Origin of the sequence: Halomonas sp. HK25, from assembly GCF_047795635.1 — a bacterium.
In the GTDB taxonomy this organism is placed as follows: domain Bacteria; phylum Pseudomonadota; class Gammaproteobacteria; order Pseudomonadales; family Halomonadaceae; genus Halomonas.
Genome location: NZ_CP181044.1, coordinates 797717 through 819574, shown reverse-complemented (window position 1 = coordinate 819574; position 21858 = coordinate 797717). Strand labels below are relative to the sequence as shown.

Sequence of the window (21858 nt, the reverse complement as noted above, 5' to 3'; positions counted from 1 at the left end):
GCGCGTCAATCTTGATGAGAAGCCAGCGACAATCAGGATGAGAATCGGGGTGTCGCGGCCCCCTCGCTTTTACCCTTCCTTGCTTGGTGCACAGGTGTCGTCATTCGCGTCTGTGTCGCTGGGCGACACGAGATGACTGGTCTTGATTGTCGCGCGTGTCGCCGGTCGCCCGCGTGAGCGCTTGTTGTCCATCGCGGTGCGGCGACGGTAACTGTCGACGTTGAGCTCAAACAGGGTGGCGCGGTCCGGCAGAGGATCTGCTCGTCTGCTACCGCGCATACTTACTCAACATACGGGGCCTGGCCGACGCCACTGCTCGGGGATACGTAGATATGGTTCGCCCATTCGTCCAGCACAGAGTGGTCGACGGCGAACTCGACTGGCGCGTATTGACGTCCTCGGATGTGATCGCTTTTATCCCTTCGGCGTGTCAGCACTGCGCTTGTATCGGAACAGCGAAGCTAAAGATGACGACGTTGCGCTCCCTGCTTCGCTACTTGCATATCGAAGGCCTGATCCGCAGTCCCTTGGTCGCGGCGGTTCCGCCAGTCGCCGGGGCCAAGCTGGCCGGGCTGCCGCAATCACTGGACGCCGACGATGTTGCGCGCTTACTGGCCGCCTGTGATCGGCGCACGACAACAGGCCGACGAGACTTCGCGCTCTTGCTACTGCTCGTGCGTCTGGGGTTGCGCGCCGGTGAGGCACGCAGACTCCGTCTTGATGACGTCGACTGGCGCACAGGCGAGTTAACTGTCCGGGGCAAAGGGGCACGGATCGACCGACTACCCTTGCCGCAGGACGTTGGTGAAGCGCTCGCCGCGCACCTGCGTCGTGGCCGTCCTCCGACTGCACAAGGTCGTACAGTTTTCGTTCGTGTCCGCGCCCCCCATCAGCCCCTCACATCCGGCGGCGTAACAGATGTGGTGTCGAGAGCCGCTGGCCGAGCCGGTCTGGCCCACGTGACAGCGCATCAGTTGCGCCACACCGTGGCAACGCGGATGGTGCGCGCCGGCGTTTCGCTGCCCGAGATCAGCCAGGTACTCCGACACCGTCAACTGAGCACCACCGCCATCTACGCAAAGCTCGACCGGGAGAGCCTGCGGTGCCTGGCCCGTCGCTGGCCGGGAGAGGCATCATGAGTTCACTACATCAGGCGTTGGCGGACTATCTCCAGCTTCGGCGCTCACTCGGCTACAAGTTGGCGCGATCGGAGAAGTTGCTCCGGCAATTCCTCGTCTATCTCGATGACGTGCGCGCCGAGACGATCATGGCTGAGCACGCAATCGCGTGGGCCTGCCAACCACCGAACATTAAAAGCAGCTGGCATAGCCAGCGCCTGACTGTGGTTCGCGGTTTTGCACACTACCTGCAGAGCGTCGACATCCCGGTCGAGGTGCCAGCGGCCGGCGCGTTACCCTGGCGGCCGTGCCGCGCGACCCCCTACCTGTACACCGAGCAGGAGATCGGGGCACTGCTCAAGGCCGCGACAACGCTGAGCTCGTCGCTTCGGGTCGCCACCTATCAAACCCTGATCGGGTTGCTCGCCGTGACCGGCATGCGTGTCGGCGAGGCGATCCACCTGGACCGGAGCGACTTCGATGCCCGGGACGGGGTTCTTGTCATCCGACACGCAAAGTTCAACAAGACACGTGAACTCCCGCTACACGCGACGACGTTCACCGCACTGCAGCGCTATCTCCGCTGTCGCGAACGACAGCGGCTTCCAGAGCGCGCTCCCGCGCTCTTCATCTCGTCAGCGGGCACGCGACTGCTCTATTGCAACGTGCAATGGACCTTCCAGCGGCTGGTTCGCCGAGCAGGGCTTGTTGCGCGTACCCGCGCTTGTCGGCCTCGTATTCATGACCTGCGCCACAGCTTTGCCGTGCGCACCCTGATCGAGGCGTATCAGACCGGAGGCGATACACAGCAGCGGCTCACCGTGCTATCGACGTATCTGGGGCACGTCGACCCAGCCCGCACCTACTGGTACTTGTCCGCTTCTCCGGAGTTACTCGGTCAAGCCGCCGAGCGTCTGACAAGGGGAGACGGAGACCGATCATGAGTGCCCTCGCACCGACTCTGCAGGCGTTTTTCATGCAGCGACTGCTGCGCGAGCGCAACGCCAGCCCGCTGACCGTGGCGGCTTATCGGGATACCTGGCGATTGCTGCTCGGCTTTGCCAGCCAGCAAACCGGCAAACCACCGTGTTCGCTGGACTTCAACGACGTTAACGTCACGCTCATCGGGGCATTTTTGGATCATCTCGAGCAGGGCCGCGGCAATACCGCGCGAACGTGCAATGCGCGGCTCGCGGCCGTTCACTCGCTGTTTCGCTACGCGGCCTTGCGTAATCCCGAGCACGCGGACAGCATCACCCGTGTGCTGGCTATCCAGACCAAGCGTTTCGAGCGTGCACTCGTCAATTTCCTGGATCCAGCGGAAGTCGACGCGCTGTTGGCGGCACCCGATCGCACAACGTGGACCGGGCGACGTGACCACGCCATGCTGGTCATCGCTGTGCAAACAGGGGCTGCGCATCTCCGAGCTGATCGGGCTGTGCGCCAACGATCTCCACCTCGGCACCGGCGCCCACGTAGTCTGCCACGGCAAGGGCCGTAAGGAGCGGATCACCCCATTAACCCCGGCAACCGTCAAGCTTGTGCGGGACTGGCTCGCGGAGCAGCAGATGGGTCCAGACAGCCCCGTATTCCCAACACGGCGCGGTACACCACTCAGCCGCGATGCGATTGAGCACCGACTCAAAGTCTACATCCCCGTTGCGTCGAGGACTTCCCCAACGCTGGTCGGTAAGCGCGTGACGGCTCATACGATCCGACACACCGCCGCCATGCGCTTGCTCGAGGCCGGCGTCGACACGTCGGTGATCGCATTATGGCTGGTCATGAGCAGGTCGAGACCACGTCCATCTACCTGCATGCCCATCTGGCGATCACGGAACGCGCTCTGGCGAAGTCCCAATACCGCAGACGCCACTCAGCCGATATCACCCGCGCGATACGTTGCTTGCCTTCCTTGAGGCGCTATGATTATGCCGACCTCGCGAGCGCGATCTCCGCCCAAGGCAAGGTCGAGCCACGCAACATCGGCATAATCCGGAGGTCAGCATAATGAACCCAGCAACGCTGATGGTCGGTCTCCGGATAGATCTTGCTCAGGGCCGCCCAGAACCCCATGGCACCGTCGCCCACCGCCAGCTTGGGGGCCTGGATCAGGCCACGCTCTCGCAGGCCTGTCAGCAAGATCTTCCAACTGTCCGCCGACTCGCGGAAGCCGTCTTCGACGGCCACCAGCTCTTTGCGGCCCTGCTCGGTTACGCCGATAATCACCAGCAGGCACAGGCGGTCATCCAGGCGCACATTGCTGTAGATTCCGTCAGCCCACCAGTAGACGTAGCGCCGATCTGCCAGGTCCCGCTGCCGCCACTCGGTATGCTCGTCTTCCCACTGCTTCTTGAGCCGTGACACCGTGTTGGCCGACAGTCCCTTGGCCTGGTCGCCCAGCAGCGCCGCCAGGGCCTCCTGGTAGTCGCCGGTGGAGATCCCCTTCAGATAGAGCCAAGGGATCAGTTCCTCGATGCTGCGAGCCCGCTTCAAGTAGGGTGGCAGCAGGCTGCTGTTGAAGCGGGCGCCACCGCCGCTGCGGTCACGCACCTTGGGCACCTGCACGCAGACATCCCCGAACCCGGTCTGGACCGTGCGCTCGGGCAGGTAGCCGTTGCGGACCACGGCTTGGAGCCCATCATCGAGCCGTTGATCAGCATACTGCGCCAGGAAGGTAGCTAGCTCAGCCTAGACGGACTTGGCGATCAGATCACGGGCGCCTTGGCGCAGCAGTTCGTGCAGCGGGTCAGCCACCTGGGGTTCTGGTTGTGAAAGAGCCCAGATAGTAGAAACGTTCATAGCGTATCCACTCGTGTTGATTGAGATCTTGGTCGTGATCAATCAACAGGATACGCCACCTTTCCTATCTCCTCCCGTACACCAGAAGTCACCATAGCTCGCCCAGGCAATTCGAGCCGTCTTGTTGGCCAACGCAACAATCGCCACATTGACGTGCTTCCGCTCTGTCAGTTGTCGGAGCCAGTTGCTCAGGTTGTCATCCTTTGTTCCCGTGTAACGCACCACTGCTCGGGCACCATGGACCAGTAACGTGCGCAGGTAACTGTCACCGCGCTGCTGATACCCAGCAAGCGATCGCGCCCGCACTTGAAGGCCTTGGCATCTCCCAGGGCCCCGGCCAGAGCACTGGAAGTGATCGTGCCAACGCTTCTCAGGGTCATCAGGGGTTTTGGCTACTGGGTCGGTTAGGGCATGCTGTTCGATGCGATCGGTCATCGCGGCGATGCGCTCGTTGAGATAACTCAGGTCGTCTGCGAGGCCTGCCAGTAAGATCCGGAAATCGTCCGTCAGCCCGTTCTTTGCATCCTCAAGCCAGCACGGAAAAGCGACACGCAACTGGCCCAATACCGGTAGGCGCCACGAGGCCGTACTCACCGACCAGGCCGCGAATCTGGTTGGCCTTGGCGGTGCGCTGCTGGACCAGTTCACTGCGGACGCGATGCGCCGCCTGTATCCGCCCATTCTGGCGCGTTGTACCACCCGACGCTACCACCCCTTAAGCTGGGCAGAGCCGATAAGAGAGTGGCGATCACGTTATTCGGTATCTGACCAGTTCTAGCTCTTCTCAGATTCCACCTGACCCCGTCGCTGCATACAGAACAGCGCCGCCCAGGCAGCCCCGGCCGTCCAGCCGGCATGTACATCCGTAGGCCAATGGACCCCATGATAGACACGGCTTATGCCAACCAACAGCGTGAGCAGTGTCGCCAGCACCAGGATGTATGCCTTCAGCCTCAGCTCGGGCTGCACCCGGGTAAGCAGAGCGGCAAGTGTGAGGTGGGTCACGGCAGACATCATCGCGTGGCCACTGGGAAAGCTTGCGCTATAAACGAGCGAGTCATGCGGTACAAGGTTAGGCCGACTCGGTCAAGTTCACGCGCGCCTTTGCCCGGGCCGCCGTGTCATCAGGCATCTGTATGGAAGACAGCGCAGGAACGGAGAGATTATCTTTGGCGGCGACCGCGAGAGCCTGGGCTACATCTCCACACCAGAGCCGGCCGGCATCGAGGTCAACCGCAGCCATGCCGCGGAGGTGATTTCGCTCCTTGCCAGCTTGCCCATCGCTCGCGCCTGGGCCGGATTGATGGCCTTTTCCATCGACGGCGCGCCCATCATAGGCCGCATCTCTCTGCGGCCGGACCTGTTCATTGTCAGCGGCATGTCCTCATCCGGCTTCGGGCGCGGTCCCATGGCCGGCAAGCTAGCCGCGGACTATATCCGCACCGGCCATCGCGCACTGGTACTGGACGAGACGGACCCGGACCGTTGTGTGACGGAGAGTTGAAGAAGGAGAAATAATTCGCAGCATCTGCCAAATCGGGGACGTGGCCCGGCGCATCTGTCGGGATGCCAATCAGCTCGTCGCCGTCGCCAGTGGCGCTGATCCGCGCCTGCTGCCGGGGTATACGAAAAACAAGAGCTATCACCGCCTGGGTTTGATACCGCACAGACTGTCCACCCACCCTTAATGCACCATGTAAATCAAGATCATAGGAATTTGCTGTCCCGGGGTGCACTACACCATGCAAATCATTCAAGACACCATGCCCACTCTATCGGCAGTGCTGTCTTCCTATCCCTACCTGGCTCTCTTTATCGGCTTGCTGCTATTGGGGGAAGTGGTGTTACTGCCGGCTATATACATGGCCGTCACCGGCCGCATTGACCTGGCTACAGTGGTGATTCTGGCGGTGTCGGCGACACTTATTTCTGATTGTCTCTGGTATGCCCTGGGCCGCCTATTTCCCAGCGCGACACTCAAGCGCAAGTCAGGTCATGTCAGCGGCGAGTTCCTCACGGGACTGGAACTGGCATTCAATGCACGAGCCAGAAAGGTGCTATTTCTATCCAAGTTTGTTTACGGCACACGCACGCTGGTCCAAATTCTGGCCGGTATTCATGGCATGCCGTTTCGCATCTACAGTCTGGTGAATACAGCCGGAGTGCTGGCGGTTACAGCCAGTCTTGTTCTCGTTGCCTATGCGGTCATTGGCAGCACCTATCGACTGAACGAGATTGTGGAACATATGGAGATTGCATTTCTTGTGTTCGTTATTATTGCCGTAGCCGGATATTTTCTGTTGGGAATGAAGGTGAAACAACAATGGTTTCCATAGTGATCCCTGCATTTAATGAAGCGGCGACGGTTGGGCGTTGTGCTAACGCAGGCCTGCATCACCCGTCTGTAGATGAGGTGATTGTTGTTGACGATGGATCATCGGATGGTACTGGTGAGGCCGCAGCGGCAGCCGGAGCAACGGTAATCAGGCTCGATAAAAACAGCGGCAAAGCTGCTGCAATGGACGCTGGCATACGCGCAGCCAAACATAATATCATCCTGTTTCTTGATGCCGATGTCACCGGCTACACCGAACAGATGCTGACCCGCATCGCGAACCCGGTGATCGATGGTAAATTTGAAATGTATGTTGGTGTGCGTGCACGGGAAACAATATGGCTTAACCGGCTACTGCGTTTCTTTCCGATCATAAGTGGCGAGAGAGCAGTGACGCGACGGCTATGGGATTCAATTCCGATTAAAAACCGGAAAGGTTTCAAGATTGAGATTGCACTCAATCACGCATCCAAACAGTTCAAGCGAGGCATGGGATTCGAGCTCATCACCGGTACCCGGCACCATATCAAAGAGAGAAAATACGGGCTGCTATTGGGGTTCTGGAGGCGTGTTAAGATGGTAGCCGAGATAGTGGTAATTTCTTTTCGTCTCTACCTGCTGGAACCCTGTCTCAGCAGCCTGAATCGCGCTCGCTTGAAAATAGTCTCGCTGAAAGGATCGTAAGGGAATGTGCCTAGCGCTTCTGCCGAATCCATCGGTGTCATAATCGAATCCGGATATTGGGGTCCACTTTAGCTTGATGAACCTGTCATAAGCGGCGATGGCGTCTTAGTTCATGACGGCTACCTTGTTTGAATGCTAGATCAGACATGTCGATCTCCTTATTTAGCGGCATTCACCGCACCCCAATGCCAGGCATCTCGCTGTACCAGCTTGTGCAAGGCCTGGCGCCGTTCAGCCAATGGCATAAGCAGCGACTGGAAGTCTTCCTGGCTTCGCACACTAAGGCCGTCCACGCCCCGGGCCCATTCCTGCAAGGCAGCCACAGAAAAATCCGGCTCCTTGGGTGACAAACGGGTAAGGTGAAGGGCTGAAATTTCCAGGTAATAGCCGATCACCTGACGGGCTCGGTCGACAAGGAAACGTTCAGGCTCAGCGGTTTGTTCCAATCCCAGGGTGGCGAGTGTCAGCGCCTCGTCCAGAATGGCGAGTTGCAGATTGAGAGAGAGCGACGCCTCTCGACTGAAGAAGCAGTCAACTACCGGGTACGCCAAACGTTGCTCCGCGCACTGAATTAGCGCCGGCTCCAGGCGTTCCAAGGTGCTTTCAAGAAAGCGAAAGTCGGACCCGTTCCAGGTGGTCTTCAAGATAGCCAGGGGGGGTGTCCCCCAGCATGGAAATCGAAAACGCCAATTGACGGCGGGCAACGGCAGCGCTCACCACAGGGAGCGCATAGGTAATGATTAGGGTCACCAGAACCAGACCATTGAACGCGGCCACACTCGTTAACAGCCGGGCCGCCGCGCCCTGAGGCAAAAAATCACCTACACCAAGTGTCGACAGGGTGAAGCCAACGTAATAGATCAACTCCGAGACACTTGCCGGTCTTCCACTTTGGGAATCGACCACCGCTTCGGGCAGTCCGCTAAAAATCAGTAACCAACCCAGCCATAACCCGGCAACCCAAACCACACCCAATAAGACAAGGGTCGCAGGGCCGGTAACCACGAGGAAAATGCGCCTGCCAAACAGTGTATGCACACAGGCCAGCGCCGCTCGCAGAACATGCGTAACCTGCTTGGTGAGCAATCCGCTGCCTCGGGTGATAAAGTGGTCCATAACATGTCGAGCATGACCACAATTACAAGCACCACTCCAGCCAGCGACAGAAGCATCACCCTGCCTTCTTCAGTGCCTGGAGCACCGTCTTCATGACCGCCTGAGTACCACGCTCCGCGCCAATGATTGTGTAGGATTCCTGCGCGAGTCGCGCGCAAACTGCGGGGCCGATCAGCCCCGCTGTCCCTGTGACCAGGATCCTCATTTCTCGGCATCCCCTGCATCGCTGAGCTGGCTTGGTTCTAGCGGTTTGGTGGCCGGCCCCAGATGATCAAGCCGGACTTGTGAACGGCTTGATCATTGACGTTCAAAAGCTGAAAAGTGCCAAGCTACCCTGCCATCAATTGCGCCTTGCGCTCTTCCATTTGTTCGCCCAGCTTTTCAAGCTCATCTTCCGATATCAGCTTGCGGGCGTGCTGAAACATTTTGTCTTCTTCCTCGGTCGCATGGTGTTCGACCAGTTCCTTCAATACTTTAGCCTGGCCGGAAAACTCGGTACTGCCTGGATCAGCCTGCTTCAAGTCAGGCATGACCTGCTCTTCGACAGCGCGATGTTCCCCTAGTGCTTCGTGGTAGAGCCTTTCGTCTTCCTTTTTCTTGGCCGCTTTCAAGAATGCCGGATAGAATATTTCTTCTTCGATTTGCGTGTGTACATGGAGTTCTTTTTCGATTTTAGCCAGCAACTCCGGGCGCTTCTTAGCGGCCTGCTCGGTAGTATTGACAAGCTGGGTCAATAGATCACGCACATTGTCATGATCCTGCTTGAGCAATTCCAAGGCATTCATGATGTACCCTCCTTTTACTTGATTATTGCGTTCGGGGATTCCCTACCCAGCTTCCAACATTAATAAGAGTGGCTCCGCGTCCCGTGCAGCATAGCGCAACGTCTTTATTTAGGCATTTCCTGTGTCTTGCTGCCTGAGGATGAACCTGAAAGCACGCATTGACTGTGCGCTGACGAACATAGACAAATTATTTAGATTAAGCTAATTTAAAAGTCGTTTTCTTTACACGCGCCGCTCTGCACTCCTGGCGTTTTCAGTCACTCTCCGCCTGCCTGTCGACAATAGGCCGTCGGTGTGTGCGAAACCGAACGGATTCAGACTGTGACGCCGTGCAGGATATATCTTCGGTGATGACTCACTTTGGCTGTTACCGCGGCGCCTAATAGAGTCATGCGTGTAAGCCGTTCTTAATTTGGCTCCAGGTCTCCCGCCGATTGCGTTTAGGAAACACTTACGCTGCCGACTAATAGCACTCCTTCTATTAAGAGATTCTGACGGCATCGACCAGCAGAAAGAGACCAGAGAACATAAAGATGATGTATTCAGTATCACCTAAAATTCAATCAGCGACGACCCCCTTATATTTGGCACCGCAGCAGGAAAGCAGCAGGGAGCTCTATTTCGCGATGCTAGAGGAACGCGGCGGTATAACGGGCCAAATCGACGAATTGGCGCGCTCCACATCTCGCTCCTTCTTGCGCGAACAACTCAGCGTGGCAGCTGAGATCGACGCAGACTTTCCCCCCGAAATGCGGTCATTGCCGGAAGTGTTGCGCAACGCCCACGATCAGACGGCACAGGCTTACCGACACTACCTCGACGGGCGGCATGCCGGCTCGCCGCGTCGCTACTTCAGCTGCCGCTCGCATGCAATGTATTTTCTTCGCGCGGTTGCGCCTACGAAGCTCGTGGACGGCTCTTGGCTCTATGGCTTGCTGCAGTACTGGCAGGATTCGCGGCTCGCGCCGCTTATCCACACCTATCTCGAAGAACTCGGCTGCGGCAATCCGCTGCAAAACCATGTGCTGCTCTACAAGCAATTGCTCGCCCGGTATGGTTGCGATAACTGGCAGGACGGCCCCGACGAGCACTTCACTCAGGGTGCCGTTCAGCTCGCTCTTGCGCATCACGCCCATGAATTTTTGCCGGAACTGATCGGTTTCAATCTCGGCTACGAGCAGTTGCCGCTGCACTTGCTCATCACCGCCTACGAACTTAACGAACTCGACATTGACCCGTACTACTTCGCTCTGCACGTGACGATCGACAATGCCTCATCCGGGCACGCACGCAAGGCCTTGCAAAGCGTGCTCGATGGCATGCCGCGCATTGGGAATGCCAGGGACTATCATCGTCGCGTCGGTAACGGCTACCGCTTAAACCTCGTCGGCATGGGCACACCTCAGGCAATCGCGTCCTTCGATCTCGAGCAAGAACTGTTGCGGGTTTTCGCCGACAAGGCCTTGATCGGAGCAAAACTGCATTCGGACTATTGCCTCATCGCGGGCCGGTCGGTGAGCGACTGGCTTTCTTCACCGGGCGAGATTGCAGATCTGTTGAGGACGCTGCAATCCGCCGGATGGATCCGGCGCGGCGAGAGCCCGGAGCGAAGCCGCTTCTGGCGCCTGTTGACCGATGAGCAGGCGCCCATGTTCGGGGTCTTCGACGGCTACGAGCAGCAGCTTATACGGGACTGGATACTGGACGATGCAGGAACGAAGCCGACCGCAAGAACCACAAATCGCTTTCACAGGCGCCAGACCGCAGGACATGTCGAAGAGGCGGCCGCAGTGCCGCAGAGCGGTATTAAGATCGAACAGATCATCGCTCACCACGCCGACGAGGCGCCGAGACGCAGCAGCTGCTCAGACGTTGATATTCTTTTTCAGCAGTTGGCCGGGGTCGACACCAAGGCGAAGGCGTTCGCCGTGTTAGCAGGCATGCTCTCGCCAGCAAACCACCCGACGCCCCCGGGACTAGCGGCAACGAGGCTCTATGCCGATCTTTTCAGCAGGTAAGTTTCCATGAGCGACGATTGTCTCCTGCATCTCGCGATGACGCTCAAAGCGACCGGGTACTCCTTCACCACCGTTACACCGGCGACCCACGCTCGCGTCAATTCACGGTTAAAGAATGCGTGGGCGCGCAACGCAACCGACGTATTCGGTTGGAGTCGCCCCTTCCGGGAGGGTGTTATAACGCCCCAACTTTTCGCGGCGATGCGCATAGCGGATGTGCTAGATACACAGGGTGAGGGTTGGATCTCGCGAGTGCGTGCGTCGACGCTACGCGGCCAACTTTTTCTGCACTCGGCTTATCCGACAACAGCCTCTGACGCTATTTTCTTCGGACCCGACACTTACCGCTTCGCGAACGCAATCGCTCGGTACCTTTCAGGTAACGTGGCCGATGACGTGCACGTCCAGCGTGCCGTCGATATCGGCTGCGGCTCCGGCCCTGGTGCCGTGATTGTTGCACTCGAACGGCCAAAAGCCGACGTGTTTGCTGTTGACATCAACGACATGGCCTTACAGTACACCGCCGTCAACGCCCAGCTCGCGGGTGCAACAGGAGTGACGATTCAACACTCCGATCTGCTTGACGGCGTTGATGGGGGTTTTGATTTGATCGTCGCCAATCCTCCTTACCTGCTCGATGCGCAGGAGCGCACCTACCGGCACGGTGGCGGCAGCTTCGGCGAAGGACTTTCTCTTGCGATTGCGAGCCTGGCGAGAACGAGGCTGGCCCCCGGCGGCACGCTTTTGCTGTATACGGGCACTGCCATCACCGACGGCACGGACCGGTTCCGCGCGTCGGTCGCGCCGCTTCTCGACAATTCCTCCCTCGAATGGGACTACCAGGAACTCGACCCTGATGTGTTCGGCGAAGAATTGGACGAGCTGGCCTATGCAGAAGCCGATCGCATCGCAGCGGTTTTACTCACCGCCCGCAGGGCAAGGTCGTGAAGATTCACGATAGCCGGTTCCTGCGTGGACCGAACATCCATCGCATGGAGCCGTGCTTTGTGGCGGTGGTTGACCTCGAAGGCCCCCGCACGGTCGCGGTCGAGGAATTACACGGCGCTGCAGCCCTGTTGCGAACGCTCATGCCAAGCAGCACCGCCCCGGTCTTCATTGATGCGACCGAAGGGGCTCGGCTACTCGCGCGGCTGACGGTCGCGGCGCAGGCCTGGGTGGGCAGTCTTCCGACATACTGCGACGCGGTGAGACTCGCGCCTACAGCACCGGAACGGTATTGCTTGCTATGCGACTATCAGCATGAAGCGGTGGTCGAAGAAGCGCTTCAACTGTCGGTTGAGTTCGTCACGGCGATACTGAACCAGCAGCCATTTGACTTCGAAGCGCGACAAGCCAAGTTGAGAGAACTTGCAGACGCCCGCGCCATAGCACCCGCAGCTCAAGTGCTGTTGCGGGCAGCGCGCCAACGCGATATCCCTGTGCTGCGACTCGATGTCGACGCCGGAGCTATAAGTCCGTAAAGGGGGTGCGGACGGAATCTTGGACTATCGACAGAGGTAGTCCATGTACACCTACGAACAACGCATCAAAGCCGTGAAGCTCTACATCAAGTACGGCAGGAGTGCCGCTGCTACCGTCCGTGAGCTTGGGTATCCCTCGACGAAAAACCTGCGCCGCTGGCATGCGATCTACATTCGCACCGGAGGGCTTCCTGAACGTAGCGCCACCAAGACTAAATACTCAGCGCCACAGAAGCAGGCGGCTGTACAGCACTACCTGACTCATGGCCGCTGTTTAGCGAGGACCCGCAAGACACTTGGCTATCCGGCTGCGTACACACTGCGAAAGTGGCTCTTGGAAGTCGAGCCTGGGCTGGTGAGGGAGTCGGCCGGCAGCTACAAGGGTTCGCCCTTCTCACCAGAAGCGAAACGTGATGCTGTCATTGAGCTGTGCTCACGGAAAGAGGCAGCCTCGGTGATTGCCGAGAACCTGGGCGTCAGCAGGCAGGTACTGTACAAGTGGAAGGCCCAGCTGCTCGGTGATGAGGTCTCTCCCCCAATGGCACGACGTGATGGCGCTGCCTCGCCCCCAGAGCATGAAGCGCTCCAGCGGCAAGTCAAAGAGCTGGAAAGGCAGGTTCATAGACTCCAACTGGAGCATGACCTCCTGGCAAAGGCGAACGAACTGATAAAAAAAGATCTAGGCGTCAGCCTGCAGCGCCTGACTAACAAGGAGAAGGCCCTGCTGGTTGACGCCCTGAGAGAGTTTTACCGGCTTGATGTGCTCTTAAGAGAACTGAGCCTGGCTCGCAGCTCCTATTTCTACCACCGCGCCCGGATACGGATGCCCGAGAGGTATGCAGGCGTCCGCGCCACCATCACCCAACTCTTCGAGACCAATCGCCGCTGTTACGGTTACCGGCGCATTCGCGTTGAACTCAATCGGATCGGCATGGTGATCTCGGAGAAGGTGGTCCGACGACTCATGGCGGAAGAACAACTCATCGTCCAAAAAACCCGGTGCCGGCGATACAGGTCCTACCGCGGCGAGATCACACCGGCTCCAGAGAACCTCCTCAATCGCGATTTCAGCGCCGCTGCACCGAACCTCAAGTGGCTGACGGATATTACCGAGTTCCAGGTACCAGCTGGCAAGGTCTACCTGTCCCCGGTAATTGACTGCTTCGACGGGCTGGCAGTGAGCTGGACGCTCAGCACGAGCCCGGATGCGGCGCTGGTCAACACAATGCTCGACAACGCCATAGAGACACTGGATGAAGGTGAGAAGCCGGTCATTCACAGCGACCGGGGCTGTCACTATCGCTGGCCCGGATGGCTTGCCCGCGTCCAAGACGCCGGTCTTGTCCGATCCATGTCGCGCAAAGGGTGCTCGCCGGACAATGCCGCCTGTGAAGGCTTCTTCGGGCGACTCAAGACCGAGTTTTTCTACACTCGGGATTGGCAGGGCGTGACCTTGGAGCAGTTTATCGAGGAGCTCGACGCATATATCCAATGGCATAACCAAAAAAGGATTAAGCTATCTTTAGGAGGTCAAAGCCCCATGGAGTACCGAGCTGGCTTAGGCCTTGCCGCATGAAAAGGCTCCAAAAACAGTCCAAGAAAACCGCCGCACCCCCTCGAGCAGGTGAGTGAGCTACTGCAGGCCATACCCGATCAAGCAATTATCGAGAAACGGGTAATCGCCCTGGCAGCGCTCACCGGGCTGCGCCAGGGCGAGCTACTGACCCTGGATCCGCAAAACGTCCACGCTGGTCGCATCCTGCTGCGACCAAACCAAACGAAAAGCGGCAAGGCCCGGGTGGTGCCAGTTCCGGAGTACGCCCGTGCATGGCTGGAGGACCTACCGTTCGCCACGACCTACTCTCGCCTGCGAACGGTGTGGGAGCAGGCCCGTCAGGCCGTAGGCCGGCCCTCTACGCTTCCACGACTTGCGCCACAGCTATGCCAGCATGCTGGCCCAGGCCGGCGAAAGCATGACCACGGTGCGCGACCTGCTAGGGCACTCCAGCCTGATCGTCACCAGCCGCTACTCGCACATGTTCGATGCCGGGCTGGATGACATCGGCTCACGCCTGCCGAGCTTAAAAGAAGCCTTCTGCGACCAAACTGCGACCACGCACTGAAAAAGGGAGGGAGAAAACGCAAACAGCCGCCCGTAAGCGACTGTTTTTGAGGTGGTACCGGCGGTCGGACTCGAACCGACAAGGGCTTGCACCCGGCGGATTTTGAATCCGCTGCGTCTACCAATTCCGCCACGCCGGCAACGCGACACGCATTATACGTGGGCCCGTTGGCAGGTCAATCGCGGGCCTGACTTCGCGCCATCGAGTCGGTATCCTAGGCGGCTTGCCCAGAACCACCGGATCCCGACACCGCCCATGCAGCGCGCCGACTTCCAATTCGAGCTCCCCGACGAGCTGATCGCCCGCTACCCCTCCGAGCAGCGTACCGACTGCCGGCTACTCTGCGTCGACGGCCCCGCCGGTCAGCTGTCCCACCGCCGCTTCCCCAATCTGCTCGCGCTGCTCGAGCCCGGCGACCTGCTGGTGTTCAACGACACCCGGGTGATCCCGGCGCGGCTGCACGGCCAAAAGGCCAGCGGCGGCAAAGTGGAGATGCTGCTGGAGCGCCCGCTGGACGCCCACCGCGGCCTGGCACACCTGCGCTCGAGCAAGTCGCCCAGGCCCGGCACCGAGCTGGTCTTCGAGGGCGGCATCCATGCCGTGGTGGAGGGGCGTCGCGAGGCCCTGTTCGAGCTGCGCTTCCTCGGTGAGACGCCGTTGATCGAGCTGCTCGACGCGCACGGCCATATGCCGCTGCCGCCCTATATCGACCGCGACGACGAGCTGGCCGACCGCGACCGCTACCAGACCGTCTATGCCCGCCGCGACGGCGCCGTGGCCGCCCCCACCGCCGGGCTGCATTTCGACGAACCGCTGCTCGAGGCGCTTGCCGCCAAGGGCGTGGAGCGCGCCTTCGTCACCCTCCACGTGGGCGCCGGCACCTTCCAGCCGGTGCGCGTGGATGACATCCGCGAGCACGTCATGCACAGCGAGTGGCTGGAGGTGGACGAGGAAACCTGCGTCAAGGTGCGCGCCGCCCGGGCAGCGGGCCGCCGCGTGATCGCCGTGGGTACCACCAGCGTGCGCTGTCTGGAGAGCGCCTGCGCCAATAGCCAGAACGGCGAGATCGCCCCCTACCGCGGCGAGACCGACATCTTCATCTATCCGGGCTATGAGTGGCGCTGCGTGGACGCCCTGATCACCAACTTCCACCTGCCGGAGTCCACCCTGCTGATGCTGGTGGCCTCATTCGCCGGCTTCGAGACCACCCTGGCGGCCTATCGCGAGGCAGTCGCCGAGCGCTACGCCTTCTTCAGCTATGGCGATGCGATGTTTTTGACACGCAAGAGTTCTGGACCCGCAAGGAGCGCTGAGATCGACCATGCGTAACGACTGCTTCATGACCTTCGAGCGCCTGGCCAGCGACGGCCGGGCCCGCCGCGGCCGCCTCACCTTCCCGCGCGGCACGGTAGAGACGCCCGCCTTCATGCCGGTCGGCACCTACGGCACCGTCAAGGGCATGACCCCGGTGTCGGTCGAGGAGATCGGCGCCGAGATCATTCTCGGCAACACCTTCCACCTCTGGCTGCGCCCAGGCATGGAGGTGATCGAGGCCCACGGCGATCTGCACGACTTCGCCCAGTGGCACAAGCCGATCCTCACCGACTCCGGCGGCTTCCAGGTCTTCTCCCTGGGGGCCATGCGCAAGATCACCGAGCAGGGGGTGCACTTCCGCTCCCCGGTGGACGGCGCCAAGGTGTTTATGGGCCCCGAGGAGTCCATGGCGGTGCAGCGCTCGCTGGGCTCGGACGTGGTGATGATCTTCGACGAGTGCACCCCCTACCCGGCCACCGAGAAGGAGGCGCGGCTCTCCATGGAGCGCTCGCTACGCTGGGCCCAGCGCTCCCGTGACGCCCATGGTGATTCGCCCTCGGCGCTGTTCGGCATCGTCCAGGGCGGCATGTACCCCGAACTGCGCGAGGCCTCGCTGGCGGGTCTCATGGAGATCGGCTTCGACGGCCTGGCCATCGGCGGCCTCTCGGTGGGCGAGCCCAAGGAGGAGATGATCCGGACCCTGGACTACCTGCCCACCTGGATGCCCGAGGACAAGCCACGCTACCTGATGGGGGTGGGCAAGCCCGAGGATCTGGTGGAGGGCGTGCGCCGCGGCATCGACATGTTCGACTGCGTGATGCCCACCCGCAATGCCAGAAACGGCCACCTGTTCACCGCCGAGGGCACGGTGAAGATCCGTAACGCCAAGCACCGCCACGACACCCGGCCGCTGGAGGCGGAGTGCGACTGCTACACCTGCCAGCACTTCTCCCGCGCCTACCTGCATCACCTGGACCGTTGCGGCGAGATGCTCGGCTCGATGCTCAACACCATCCACAATCTGCGCCATTACCAGCGCCTGATGGCCGGTTTGCGCGGTGCCATCGAAGCGGGTACATTGGCGAACTTCGTGGAAGGCTTCTATGCACGGCGCGGCCTGCCGGTGCCTCCCACCCCGAATTGATAGCGGCCGGCAGCGATCCCCGAGGGGTCGATGCCGGTCGTCACTGTCCTGCCTTGGCAGGTCAGTCAACCTTACCCATCCCAACTATTCATACCAACCAGGAGACACCCACCCATGCTGGATTTCTTCATCGCCCCGGCCTACGCCCAGGATGCCGCTGCCGGCAGCGGCATGGCCCAGATCGTCATGCTGGTCGGCTTCGTTGCGATCTTCTACTTCCTGCTGTGGCGCCCTCAGGCCAAGCGGGCCAAGCAGCACAAGCAGCTGATCGGCGGGCTCTCCAAGGGTGACGAGATCGTCATCGGCGGTGGCGTGCTGGGCCGCATCACCAAGGTGAGCGACGACAGCGAGTTCCTGACCATGGAAATCGCCGAGGGTACCCAGATCAGCGTGCAGAAGAATGCCGTGGCGGCTGTGCTGCCCAAGGGCACCATCAAGGCCATCTGAATCGTGACCTTCCGGCCCTGCCCCTCGGTGGGGCCGCTTTCGATCGCTGCGGCAACCCCGCGGCGATCATGACGTTTGCACGTCATCTTCCTAACGTCCGCAACGCACGTTGTCAGCAAACGTTGTCAGCAACCTGAGGGCAGGGCTCGCATGCTCAACCGTTACCCAATGTGGAAGTATCTGCTGATACTGATCGTTCTCGCCGTCGGCCTGGTCTACTCGCTGCCCAACCTCTATCCCGAAGATCCGGCGGTACAGATAAGCAGCGGCCGAGGCGATGCCACCCTCGATCAGCGCCAGCTCGAACGCGTCCAGGACTCCCTGCGCGAGGCAGGCATTACCATCAAGGCCGTTGAGAGCAGCGAGAGCAGCGTACTGATCCGCCTCGCCGACGCCGACGAGCAGCTCCAGGCACGCGACCGCATCGCCGCCATGCTCGACGAGGACTTCGTGGTGGCATTGAATCTCGCCGAGTCCACCCCGGGCTGGCTGCAGGCCCTTTCCGCCTCGCCCATGACCCTGGGGCTCGACCTGCGCGGCGGAGTCCATTTCCTGCTGGAGGTGGACATGGACGCCGCGGTGACCCAGCGCCTCGAGGTCAACGCCAGCGCCATGCGCGAGCAGCTGCGCAGCGAGCGCATCCGCTACCGCGGCACCGAGATCGAGGAGCGCACCCTGACGCTGACCTTCACCAGCGAGGAGGACCGCGACGCGGCCCGGCGCCTGATCAGCCGCGAATTCCGCGACTTCGACTACCAGGACATCGGTGACGGTCGCGGCGCGGCCCTGGCCATGTCCCTGACCGACCAGGCGGTCAACGAGATCCAGGACTACGCGGTCAACCAGAACCTCACCACCCTGCGCAACCGGGTGGACGAACTGGGCGTGGCCGAGCCCATGGTCCAGCGCCAGGGCCCCGATCGCATCGTGGTGGAACTGCCCGGCGTCCAGGACACCGTGGCCGCCAAGCGGGTAGTGGGGGCCACCGCCAACCTGGAATTCCGCCTCGAGGCGCGCCCGGACACCCCGGACGCCGAGACCGAAGCCTTCTCGTTCCGCAACGATGAGGCGCGAAGCGCCGACCTGATGCGCGATGTCATCATCACCGGCGACAGCGTCTCCAGCGCCAGCCGCAGCTTCGACGAGAGCGGGCGTCCCCAGGTCAACATCAACCTGGACGGCACCGGTGGCACCCTGATGAACCGTGCCACCCGCACCAACATCGGCCGCAACATGGCGGTGCTGTTCATCGAGCACAAGACCCGTGACAGCGTGGAAGTGGTCGACGGCGAGGAAGTCATCGTCCGCGAGCCCTACACCGAGCGCGGCCTGATCAGCCTGGCTACCATCCAGAGCGCGCTGGGCAACAGCTTCCGCATCACCGGACTCGACTCACCCACCGAGGCCGCCGAGCTCGCCCTGTTACTGCGTTCGGGCTCATTGGCCGCGCCGATCTACTTCGTCCAGGAGCGCACCATCGGCCCGAGCCTGGGCGCCGAGAACATCAAGCGCGGCGTCATGTCGGTGCAGATCGGCCTGCTGCTGGTGGTGCTGTTCATGCTGATCCGCTACAAGGTGTTCGGGGTGATCGCCAACGTGGCGCTGGCCCTCAACCTGACCCTGCTGATGGCGGCCATGTCGATGCTCGGCGCCACCCTCACCCTGCCTGGCATCGCCGGCATCGTGTTGACGCTGGGCATGGCGGTGGACGCCAACGTCTTGATATTCGAACGCATACGCGAGGAGCTGCGCGGCGGGCTATCGGTTCAGCAGGCGATCCATGCCGGCTACGAGCGCGCCTTCACCTCCATCGTCGACGCCAATATCACCACCCTGCTGGTGGCGGTAATCCTGTTCTCGATCGGCACCGGGCCGGTCAAGGGCTTCGCGGTGACTCTGTCGCTGGGGATCATCACCTCGCTGTTCACCGCCCTGTTGGTGACCCGCGCGATGGTGAACCTCGTCTACGGCGGCAAGCCGGTCAAGAAGCTCTGGATATAAGAGGTGGTAATGAAAACCCTCATCAACCGACAGTTCGACTTCATGGGCAAGCGCCGGATCGCCTTCGCGATCTCGGGTGCCCTGATCCTGGTGTCGATCGTCTCGCTGCTCTTCCAGCAGCTCAACCTGGGGCTGGACTTCACCGGCGGTACCCTGGTGGAGGTACGCTACGCTGTAGCGCCTTCGCTCGAAGCCGTGCGTCAGACCCTGGAGGGCGCCGAGTTCCGCGACGTCTCGGTGCAGACCTTCGGCGCCTCCACCGAGGTGCTGATTCGCCTGCAGCAGGCCTTCGATGCACAGGTGGGTGACCGCGTGGTGGCCCTGCTGCGCGACGGTGGTGAAAGCGTCGAACTGGTGCGCGCCGAGTTCGTTGGCGCTCAGGTGGGCGAGCAGCTGCGCGATCAGAGCGGCCTGGGCCTGCTGGTGGCCTTGGGCATCGTGATGCTCTACGTGGCGTTTCGCTTCCAGTACAAGTTCGCCATCGGCGCCCTGCTGGCGCTGATGCACGACGTGATCATCGTGGTCGGCATCTTCTCGCTGTTCCAGCTCGACTTCGACCTCACCGTGCTGGCGGCGCTGCTGGCGGTGATCGGCTACTCGCTCAACGACACCATCGTGGTCTACGACCGCATCCGCGAGACGATCCGCAAGTCACGCATCGACGACATGCCGGCGATCTTCAACGAGGCGATCAACATGACCCTGTCGCGCACGCTGGCGACTTCCGGTACCACTCTGCTGGTACTGATGGCACTGCTGCTGCTGGGCGGGGACATGATCCACCAGTTCTCGATTGCCCTGATCATCGGCGTGGTGGTCGGCACCTTCTCCTCCATCTACGTGGCCGCGGCCCTGCTGCTGGCAGTTCACCTCCAGCGCGAGGACCTGATCCCGGCCAAGAAGGAGGATGCCGAGGCCGAGGAGGAGCTGCCCTGAGGCCGACGCCTCTGCCTGAGCTGCGCCGCCAGCGCACGGCGCTCATGCAAAGACGCCACCCGGCTTGCCGGGTGGCGTCTTTGCTCCAGGCCCGACAACTGTCAGAGGGCCTCGCTGGTGTCAGGAGGCCCCGCTGAAGCGGATACGCGGACCGAAGATCTCGTAATGGAGTTGGTCGTCGCCGTAGCCCATCCGCTTGAGCAGAATGTTCAGGCCCGACATGAAGGGCGTCGGGCCACAGAAATAGACGTCGCCGCGACCCTCGAAGGGCAGCCACCTCTCGAGAATGGCCGTATCCAGATAGCCGATGTGGTCGGCCCCCTCTCCCTGCTCGTAGGCGACATAATATTGGAAGCCCTTCTGCGCACTCAGCGCGAGAAGCTCATCGTGCATGACATGGTGGGAGCGGTCGCGACAGCAGTGGATCAATACCAGATGCTCCAGATCCCAGGCTTGCTTTACCGCATTGAGCAGCATGCTGATCAGCGGCGTGATCCCGATGCCCCCGCCGATCAACACCGGCCTCTCGGAACGCTTCTCGACGACAAAGTCGCCGGTCGGCGGTCGCAGCCAGACCCTGTCGCCGACGCTGGCATCGTGCAGGTAGTTGGAGACATGGCCGGGGACCGAGGTGCCGACGCCCTCAGCCTTGACGGTAATGCGATAGTAAGGCTCACCGGGGGCACTCGAGAGCGAGTACTGGCGAATCTCGTCGTACGCCGAGGACGGCGGCTGGGTCTTGACCCCGATATACTGGCCGGGCCGGAATTCGGCGATCGGCTTGTTGTCTTCCGGCCTCAGGTAGAAGGACTTGACGTCGTCGGTCTCGCGTTCGGCCCTGTCGATGATGAAGACTCGATCGCCACGCCAGCCACCGGGCGTGGCCTCGTTCGCCTGATAGATCCCCTCCTCGGCCTGGATGAAGATCGCCGCCAGGGCCTCGTAGGCCTCTGCCCACGCCGTCAGCACGGGGTCGTCGTCATGCAGCTTGAGGTGGTCGCGAATCGCCTCCAGCAGATATTTGCCGACGATGGGGTAGTGCTCCGGGGCCACCTGCAGGCTGGCATGCTTGTGGGCGATGCGCTTGACAGCCGGTCCCAAGGCCTCCAGCTGGTCGATGTGAGTGGCATAGGCGAAGACCGAATCGGCCAGGGCACGCGCCTGCTCGCCCTTCGCCTGGTTGGCCATGTTGAAGATGTGCTTGAGCTCGGGGTGATGATCGAAGAGCTTGTCGTAGAACAGACGGGTGATCCGCTCCCCTTCATCTGCGAGTAGCGGGGCAGTGCTCTTGACCGTATCTATAGTGGGCTGGGACAGCATGCAAACCTCCGGTATGACGTACGGGCCTTAAGTGGTATCTAGAATACTTGTTATAGCCTGATAAAGCGGGAGGCGCCTCCCTTACTGCTCGCTGGCCCGGTCACGCAGAGTCGGAGCCTCTTGCCCCACTGCACAGCGGCGAGGGCCTCAGCCCTGCATCTTGACCGCGAGGACCTGGTTTCGGTCCAAGAAGGCGCCGCCCTGACAGCGGCAAGCGGCAAGCAATCAGCCTCT

21 protein-coding genes, 1 tRNA gene and 4 pseudogenes are annotated in these 21858 nt (G+C 61.0%); 18 read left to right on the top strand and 8 right to left on the bottom strand.

All coding sequences use genetic code 11. The annotated features are described in order from the left end of the window. Positions 1-332: 332 nt before the first annotated feature. The 4 genes from ACM26W_RS04025 to ACM26W_RS04010 are packed head-to-tail and all read left to right on the top strand — an operon-like array spanning position 333 to position 3037. A complete protein-coding gene (locus tag ACM26W_RS04025; protein WP_416139581.1) occupies positions 333-1139 on the top strand; it encodes a tyrosine-type recombinase/integrase in 807 nt (268 codons plus the stop codon). Beyond that, a complete protein-coding gene (locus ACM26W_RS04020; RefSeq protein ID WP_416139580.1) occupies positions 1136-2062 on the top strand; it encodes a tyrosine-type recombinase/integrase in 927 nt (308 codons plus the stop codon). Before ACM26W_RS04025 ends, ACM26W_RS04020 begins: the two co-directional genes overlap by 4 nt. After that, positions 2059-2619, top strand: coding sequence for a tyrosine-type recombinase/integrase (locus ACM26W_RS04015; RefSeq protein WP_416139579.1), 561 nt, complete (start codon positions 2059-2061; stop codon positions 2617-2619). The genes ACM26W_RS04020 and ACM26W_RS04015 overlap by 4 nt, the downstream gene beginning before the upstream one ends. After that, positions 2516-3037 (top strand): tyrosine-type recombinase/integrase, encoded by a 522-nt coding sequence (locus ACM26W_RS04010; RefSeq protein ID WP_416140808.1) that lies wholly within the window; start codon positions 2516-2518, stop codon positions 3035-3037. The genes ACM26W_RS04015 and ACM26W_RS04010 overlap by 104 nt, the downstream gene beginning before the upstream one ends. 91 nt (positions 3038-3128) lie before the next feature. Here the strand turns inward: ACM26W_RS04010 and ACM26W_RS04005 are convergent. Both ACM26W_RS04005 and ACM26W_RS04000 read right to left on the bottom strand, forming a co-directional pair. Next, positions 3129-3920, bottom strand: a pseudogene (locus ACM26W_RS04005) (IS256 family transposase); the annotation flags it as partial. A gap of 774 nt (positions 3921-4694) precedes the next feature. Then, positions 4695-4964: pseudogene (locus ACM26W_RS04000) on the bottom strand (phosphatase PAP2 family protein); the annotation flags it as partial. Positions 4965-5043: 79 nt separating this feature from the next. Between ACM26W_RS04000 and ACM26W_RS03995 the strand changes: the two are divergent. The 3 genes from ACM26W_RS03995 (at position 5044) to ACM26W_RS03985 (ending at position 6939) form a co-directional block, all read left to right on the top strand. Then, a complete protein-coding gene (locus tag ACM26W_RS03995; RefSeq protein ID WP_416140807.1) occupies positions 5044-5424 on the top strand; it encodes an NAD(P)/FAD-dependent oxidoreductase in 381 nt (126 codons plus the stop codon). Between the two features lie 238 nt (positions 5425-5662). Beyond that, positions 5663-6256 carry a DedA family protein gene (locus tag ACM26W_RS03990; RefSeq protein WP_416139578.1) on the top strand — a complete coding sequence of 198 codons (594 nt, stop codon included), beginning with the start codon at positions 5663-5665 and terminating at the stop codon, positions 6254-6256. Further along, complete coding sequence (locus ACM26W_RS03985; protein ID WP_416139577.1) at positions 6244-6939, top strand: glycosyltransferase family 2 protein; 696 nt, start codon at positions 6244-6246, stop codon at positions 6937-6939. Before ACM26W_RS03990 ends, ACM26W_RS03985 begins: the two co-directional genes overlap by 13 nt. A gap of 158 nt (positions 6940-7097) precedes the next feature. Here ACM26W_RS03985 and ACM26W_RS03980 read toward each other — a convergent pair whose 3' ends face one another. From ACM26W_RS03980 to ACM26W_RS03965, 4 genes are all read right to left on the bottom strand, one after another. Continuing rightward, positions 7098-7535, bottom strand: coding sequence for a hypothetical protein (locus tag ACM26W_RS03980; protein WP_416139576.1), 438 nt, complete (start codon positions 7533-7535; stop codon positions 7098-7100). A gap of 7 nt (positions 7536-7542) precedes the next feature. Continuing rightward, entirely contained in the window at positions 7543-8055 is a 513-nt protein-coding gene (locus ACM26W_RS03975; protein ID WP_416139575.1) for an ion channel, read from the bottom strand. Between the two features lie 55 nt (positions 8056-8110). Beyond that, complete coding sequence (locus tag ACM26W_RS03970) at positions 8111-8260, bottom strand: NAD-dependent epimerase/dehydratase family protein (RefSeq protein WP_416139574.1); 150 nt, start codon at positions 8258-8260, stop codon at positions 8111-8113. 124 nt (positions 8261-8384) lie between these two features. Further along, complete coding sequence (locus ACM26W_RS03965; RefSeq protein ID WP_416139573.1) at positions 8385-8840, bottom strand: hemerythrin domain-containing protein; 456 nt, start codon at positions 8838-8840, stop codon at positions 8385-8387. A 533-nt stretch (positions 8841-9373) separates the two neighbouring features. Here ACM26W_RS03965 and ACM26W_RS03960 point away from each other — a divergent pair. The 6 genes and pseudogenes from ACM26W_RS03960 to ACM26W_RS03935 all read left to right on the top strand — a co-directional run. Continuing rightward, entirely contained in the window at positions 9374-10858 is a 1485-nt protein-coding gene (locus tag ACM26W_RS03960) for an iron-containing redox enzyme family protein (protein ID WP_416139572.1), read from the top strand. Positions 10859-10864: 6 nt separating this feature from the next. Then, positions 10865-11806, top strand: a complete 942-nt coding sequence (locus tag ACM26W_RS03955; RefSeq protein ID WP_416139571.1) for a methyltransferase — start codon at positions 10865-10867, stop codon at positions 11804-11806. Continuing rightward, the gene (locus ACM26W_RS03950; RefSeq protein ID WP_416139570.1) at positions 11803-12339 is read left to right on the top strand and encodes a hypothetical protein; all 537 of its coding nucleotides are present in this window, start codon (positions 11803-11805) and stop codon (positions 12337-12339) included. Before ACM26W_RS03955 ends, ACM26W_RS03950 begins: the two co-directional genes overlap by 4 nt. A gap of 43 nt (positions 12340-12382) precedes the next feature. Then, on the top strand, positions 12383-13915 hold the full coding sequence (locus ACM26W_RS03945) for an IS3 family transposase (RefSeq protein WP_416139569.1): 1533 nt from the start codon (positions 12383-12385) through the stop codon (positions 13913-13915). A gap of 48 nt (positions 13916-13963) precedes the next feature. Continuing rightward, positions 13964-14170: pseudogene (locus ACM26W_RS03940) on the top strand (tyrosine-type recombinase/integrase); the annotation flags it as partial. Between the two features lie 91 nt (positions 14171-14261). Continuing rightward, a pseudogene (locus ACM26W_RS03935) lies at positions 14262-14462 on the top strand (tyrosine-type recombinase/integrase); the annotation flags it as partial. Positions 14463-14514: 52 nt separating this feature from the next. On the opposite strand, the gene ACM26W_RS03930 reads toward ACM26W_RS03935, so the two are convergent. Next, a tRNA-Leu gene (locus ACM26W_RS03930) sits at positions 14515-14601 on the bottom strand. 116 nt (positions 14602-14717) lie between these two features. On the opposite strand from ACM26W_RS03930, the gene queA reads away from it, so the two are divergent. The 5 genes from queA (at position 14718) to secF (ending at position 20304) form a co-directional block, all read left to right on the top strand. Next, positions 14718-15791, top strand: coding sequence for a tRNA preQ1(34) S-adenosylmethionine ribosyltransferase-isomerase QueA (queA, locus tag ACM26W_RS03925; RefSeq protein ID WP_416139568.1), 1074 nt, complete (start codon positions 14718-14720; stop codon positions 15789-15791). Next, positions 15784-16920, top strand: coding sequence for a tRNA guanosine(34) transglycosylase Tgt (gene tgt / locus ACM26W_RS03920; RefSeq protein WP_416139567.1), 1137 nt, complete (start codon positions 15784-15786; stop codon positions 16918-16920). The genes queA and tgt overlap by 8 nt, the downstream gene beginning before the upstream one ends. A 114-nt stretch (positions 16921-17034) precedes the next feature. Next, positions 17035-17367, top strand: coding sequence for a preprotein translocase subunit YajC (gene yajC / locus ACM26W_RS03915; protein ID WP_416139566.1), 333 nt, complete (start codon positions 17035-17037; stop codon positions 17365-17367). 150 nt (positions 17368-17517) lie between these two features. After that, positions 17518-19368, top strand: coding sequence for a protein translocase subunit SecD (secD, locus tag ACM26W_RS03910; RefSeq protein WP_416139565.1), 1851 nt, complete (start codon positions 17518-17520; stop codon positions 19366-19368). Between the two features lie 9 nt (positions 19369-19377). After that, complete coding sequence (gene secF, locus ACM26W_RS03905; RefSeq protein WP_416139564.1) at positions 19378-20304, top strand: protein translocase subunit SecF; 927 nt, start codon at positions 19378-19380, stop codon at positions 20302-20304. Positions 20305-20424: 120 nt separating this feature from the next. On the opposite strand, the gene hmpA is transcribed toward secF, so the two are convergent. Then, positions 20425-21624 carry an NO-inducible flavohemoprotein gene (gene hmpA / locus ACM26W_RS03900; protein WP_416139563.1) on the bottom strand — a complete coding sequence of 400 codons (1200 nt, stop codon included), beginning with the start codon at positions 21622-21624 and terminating at the stop codon, positions 20425-20427. Positions 21625-21858: the final 234 nt, after the last annotated feature.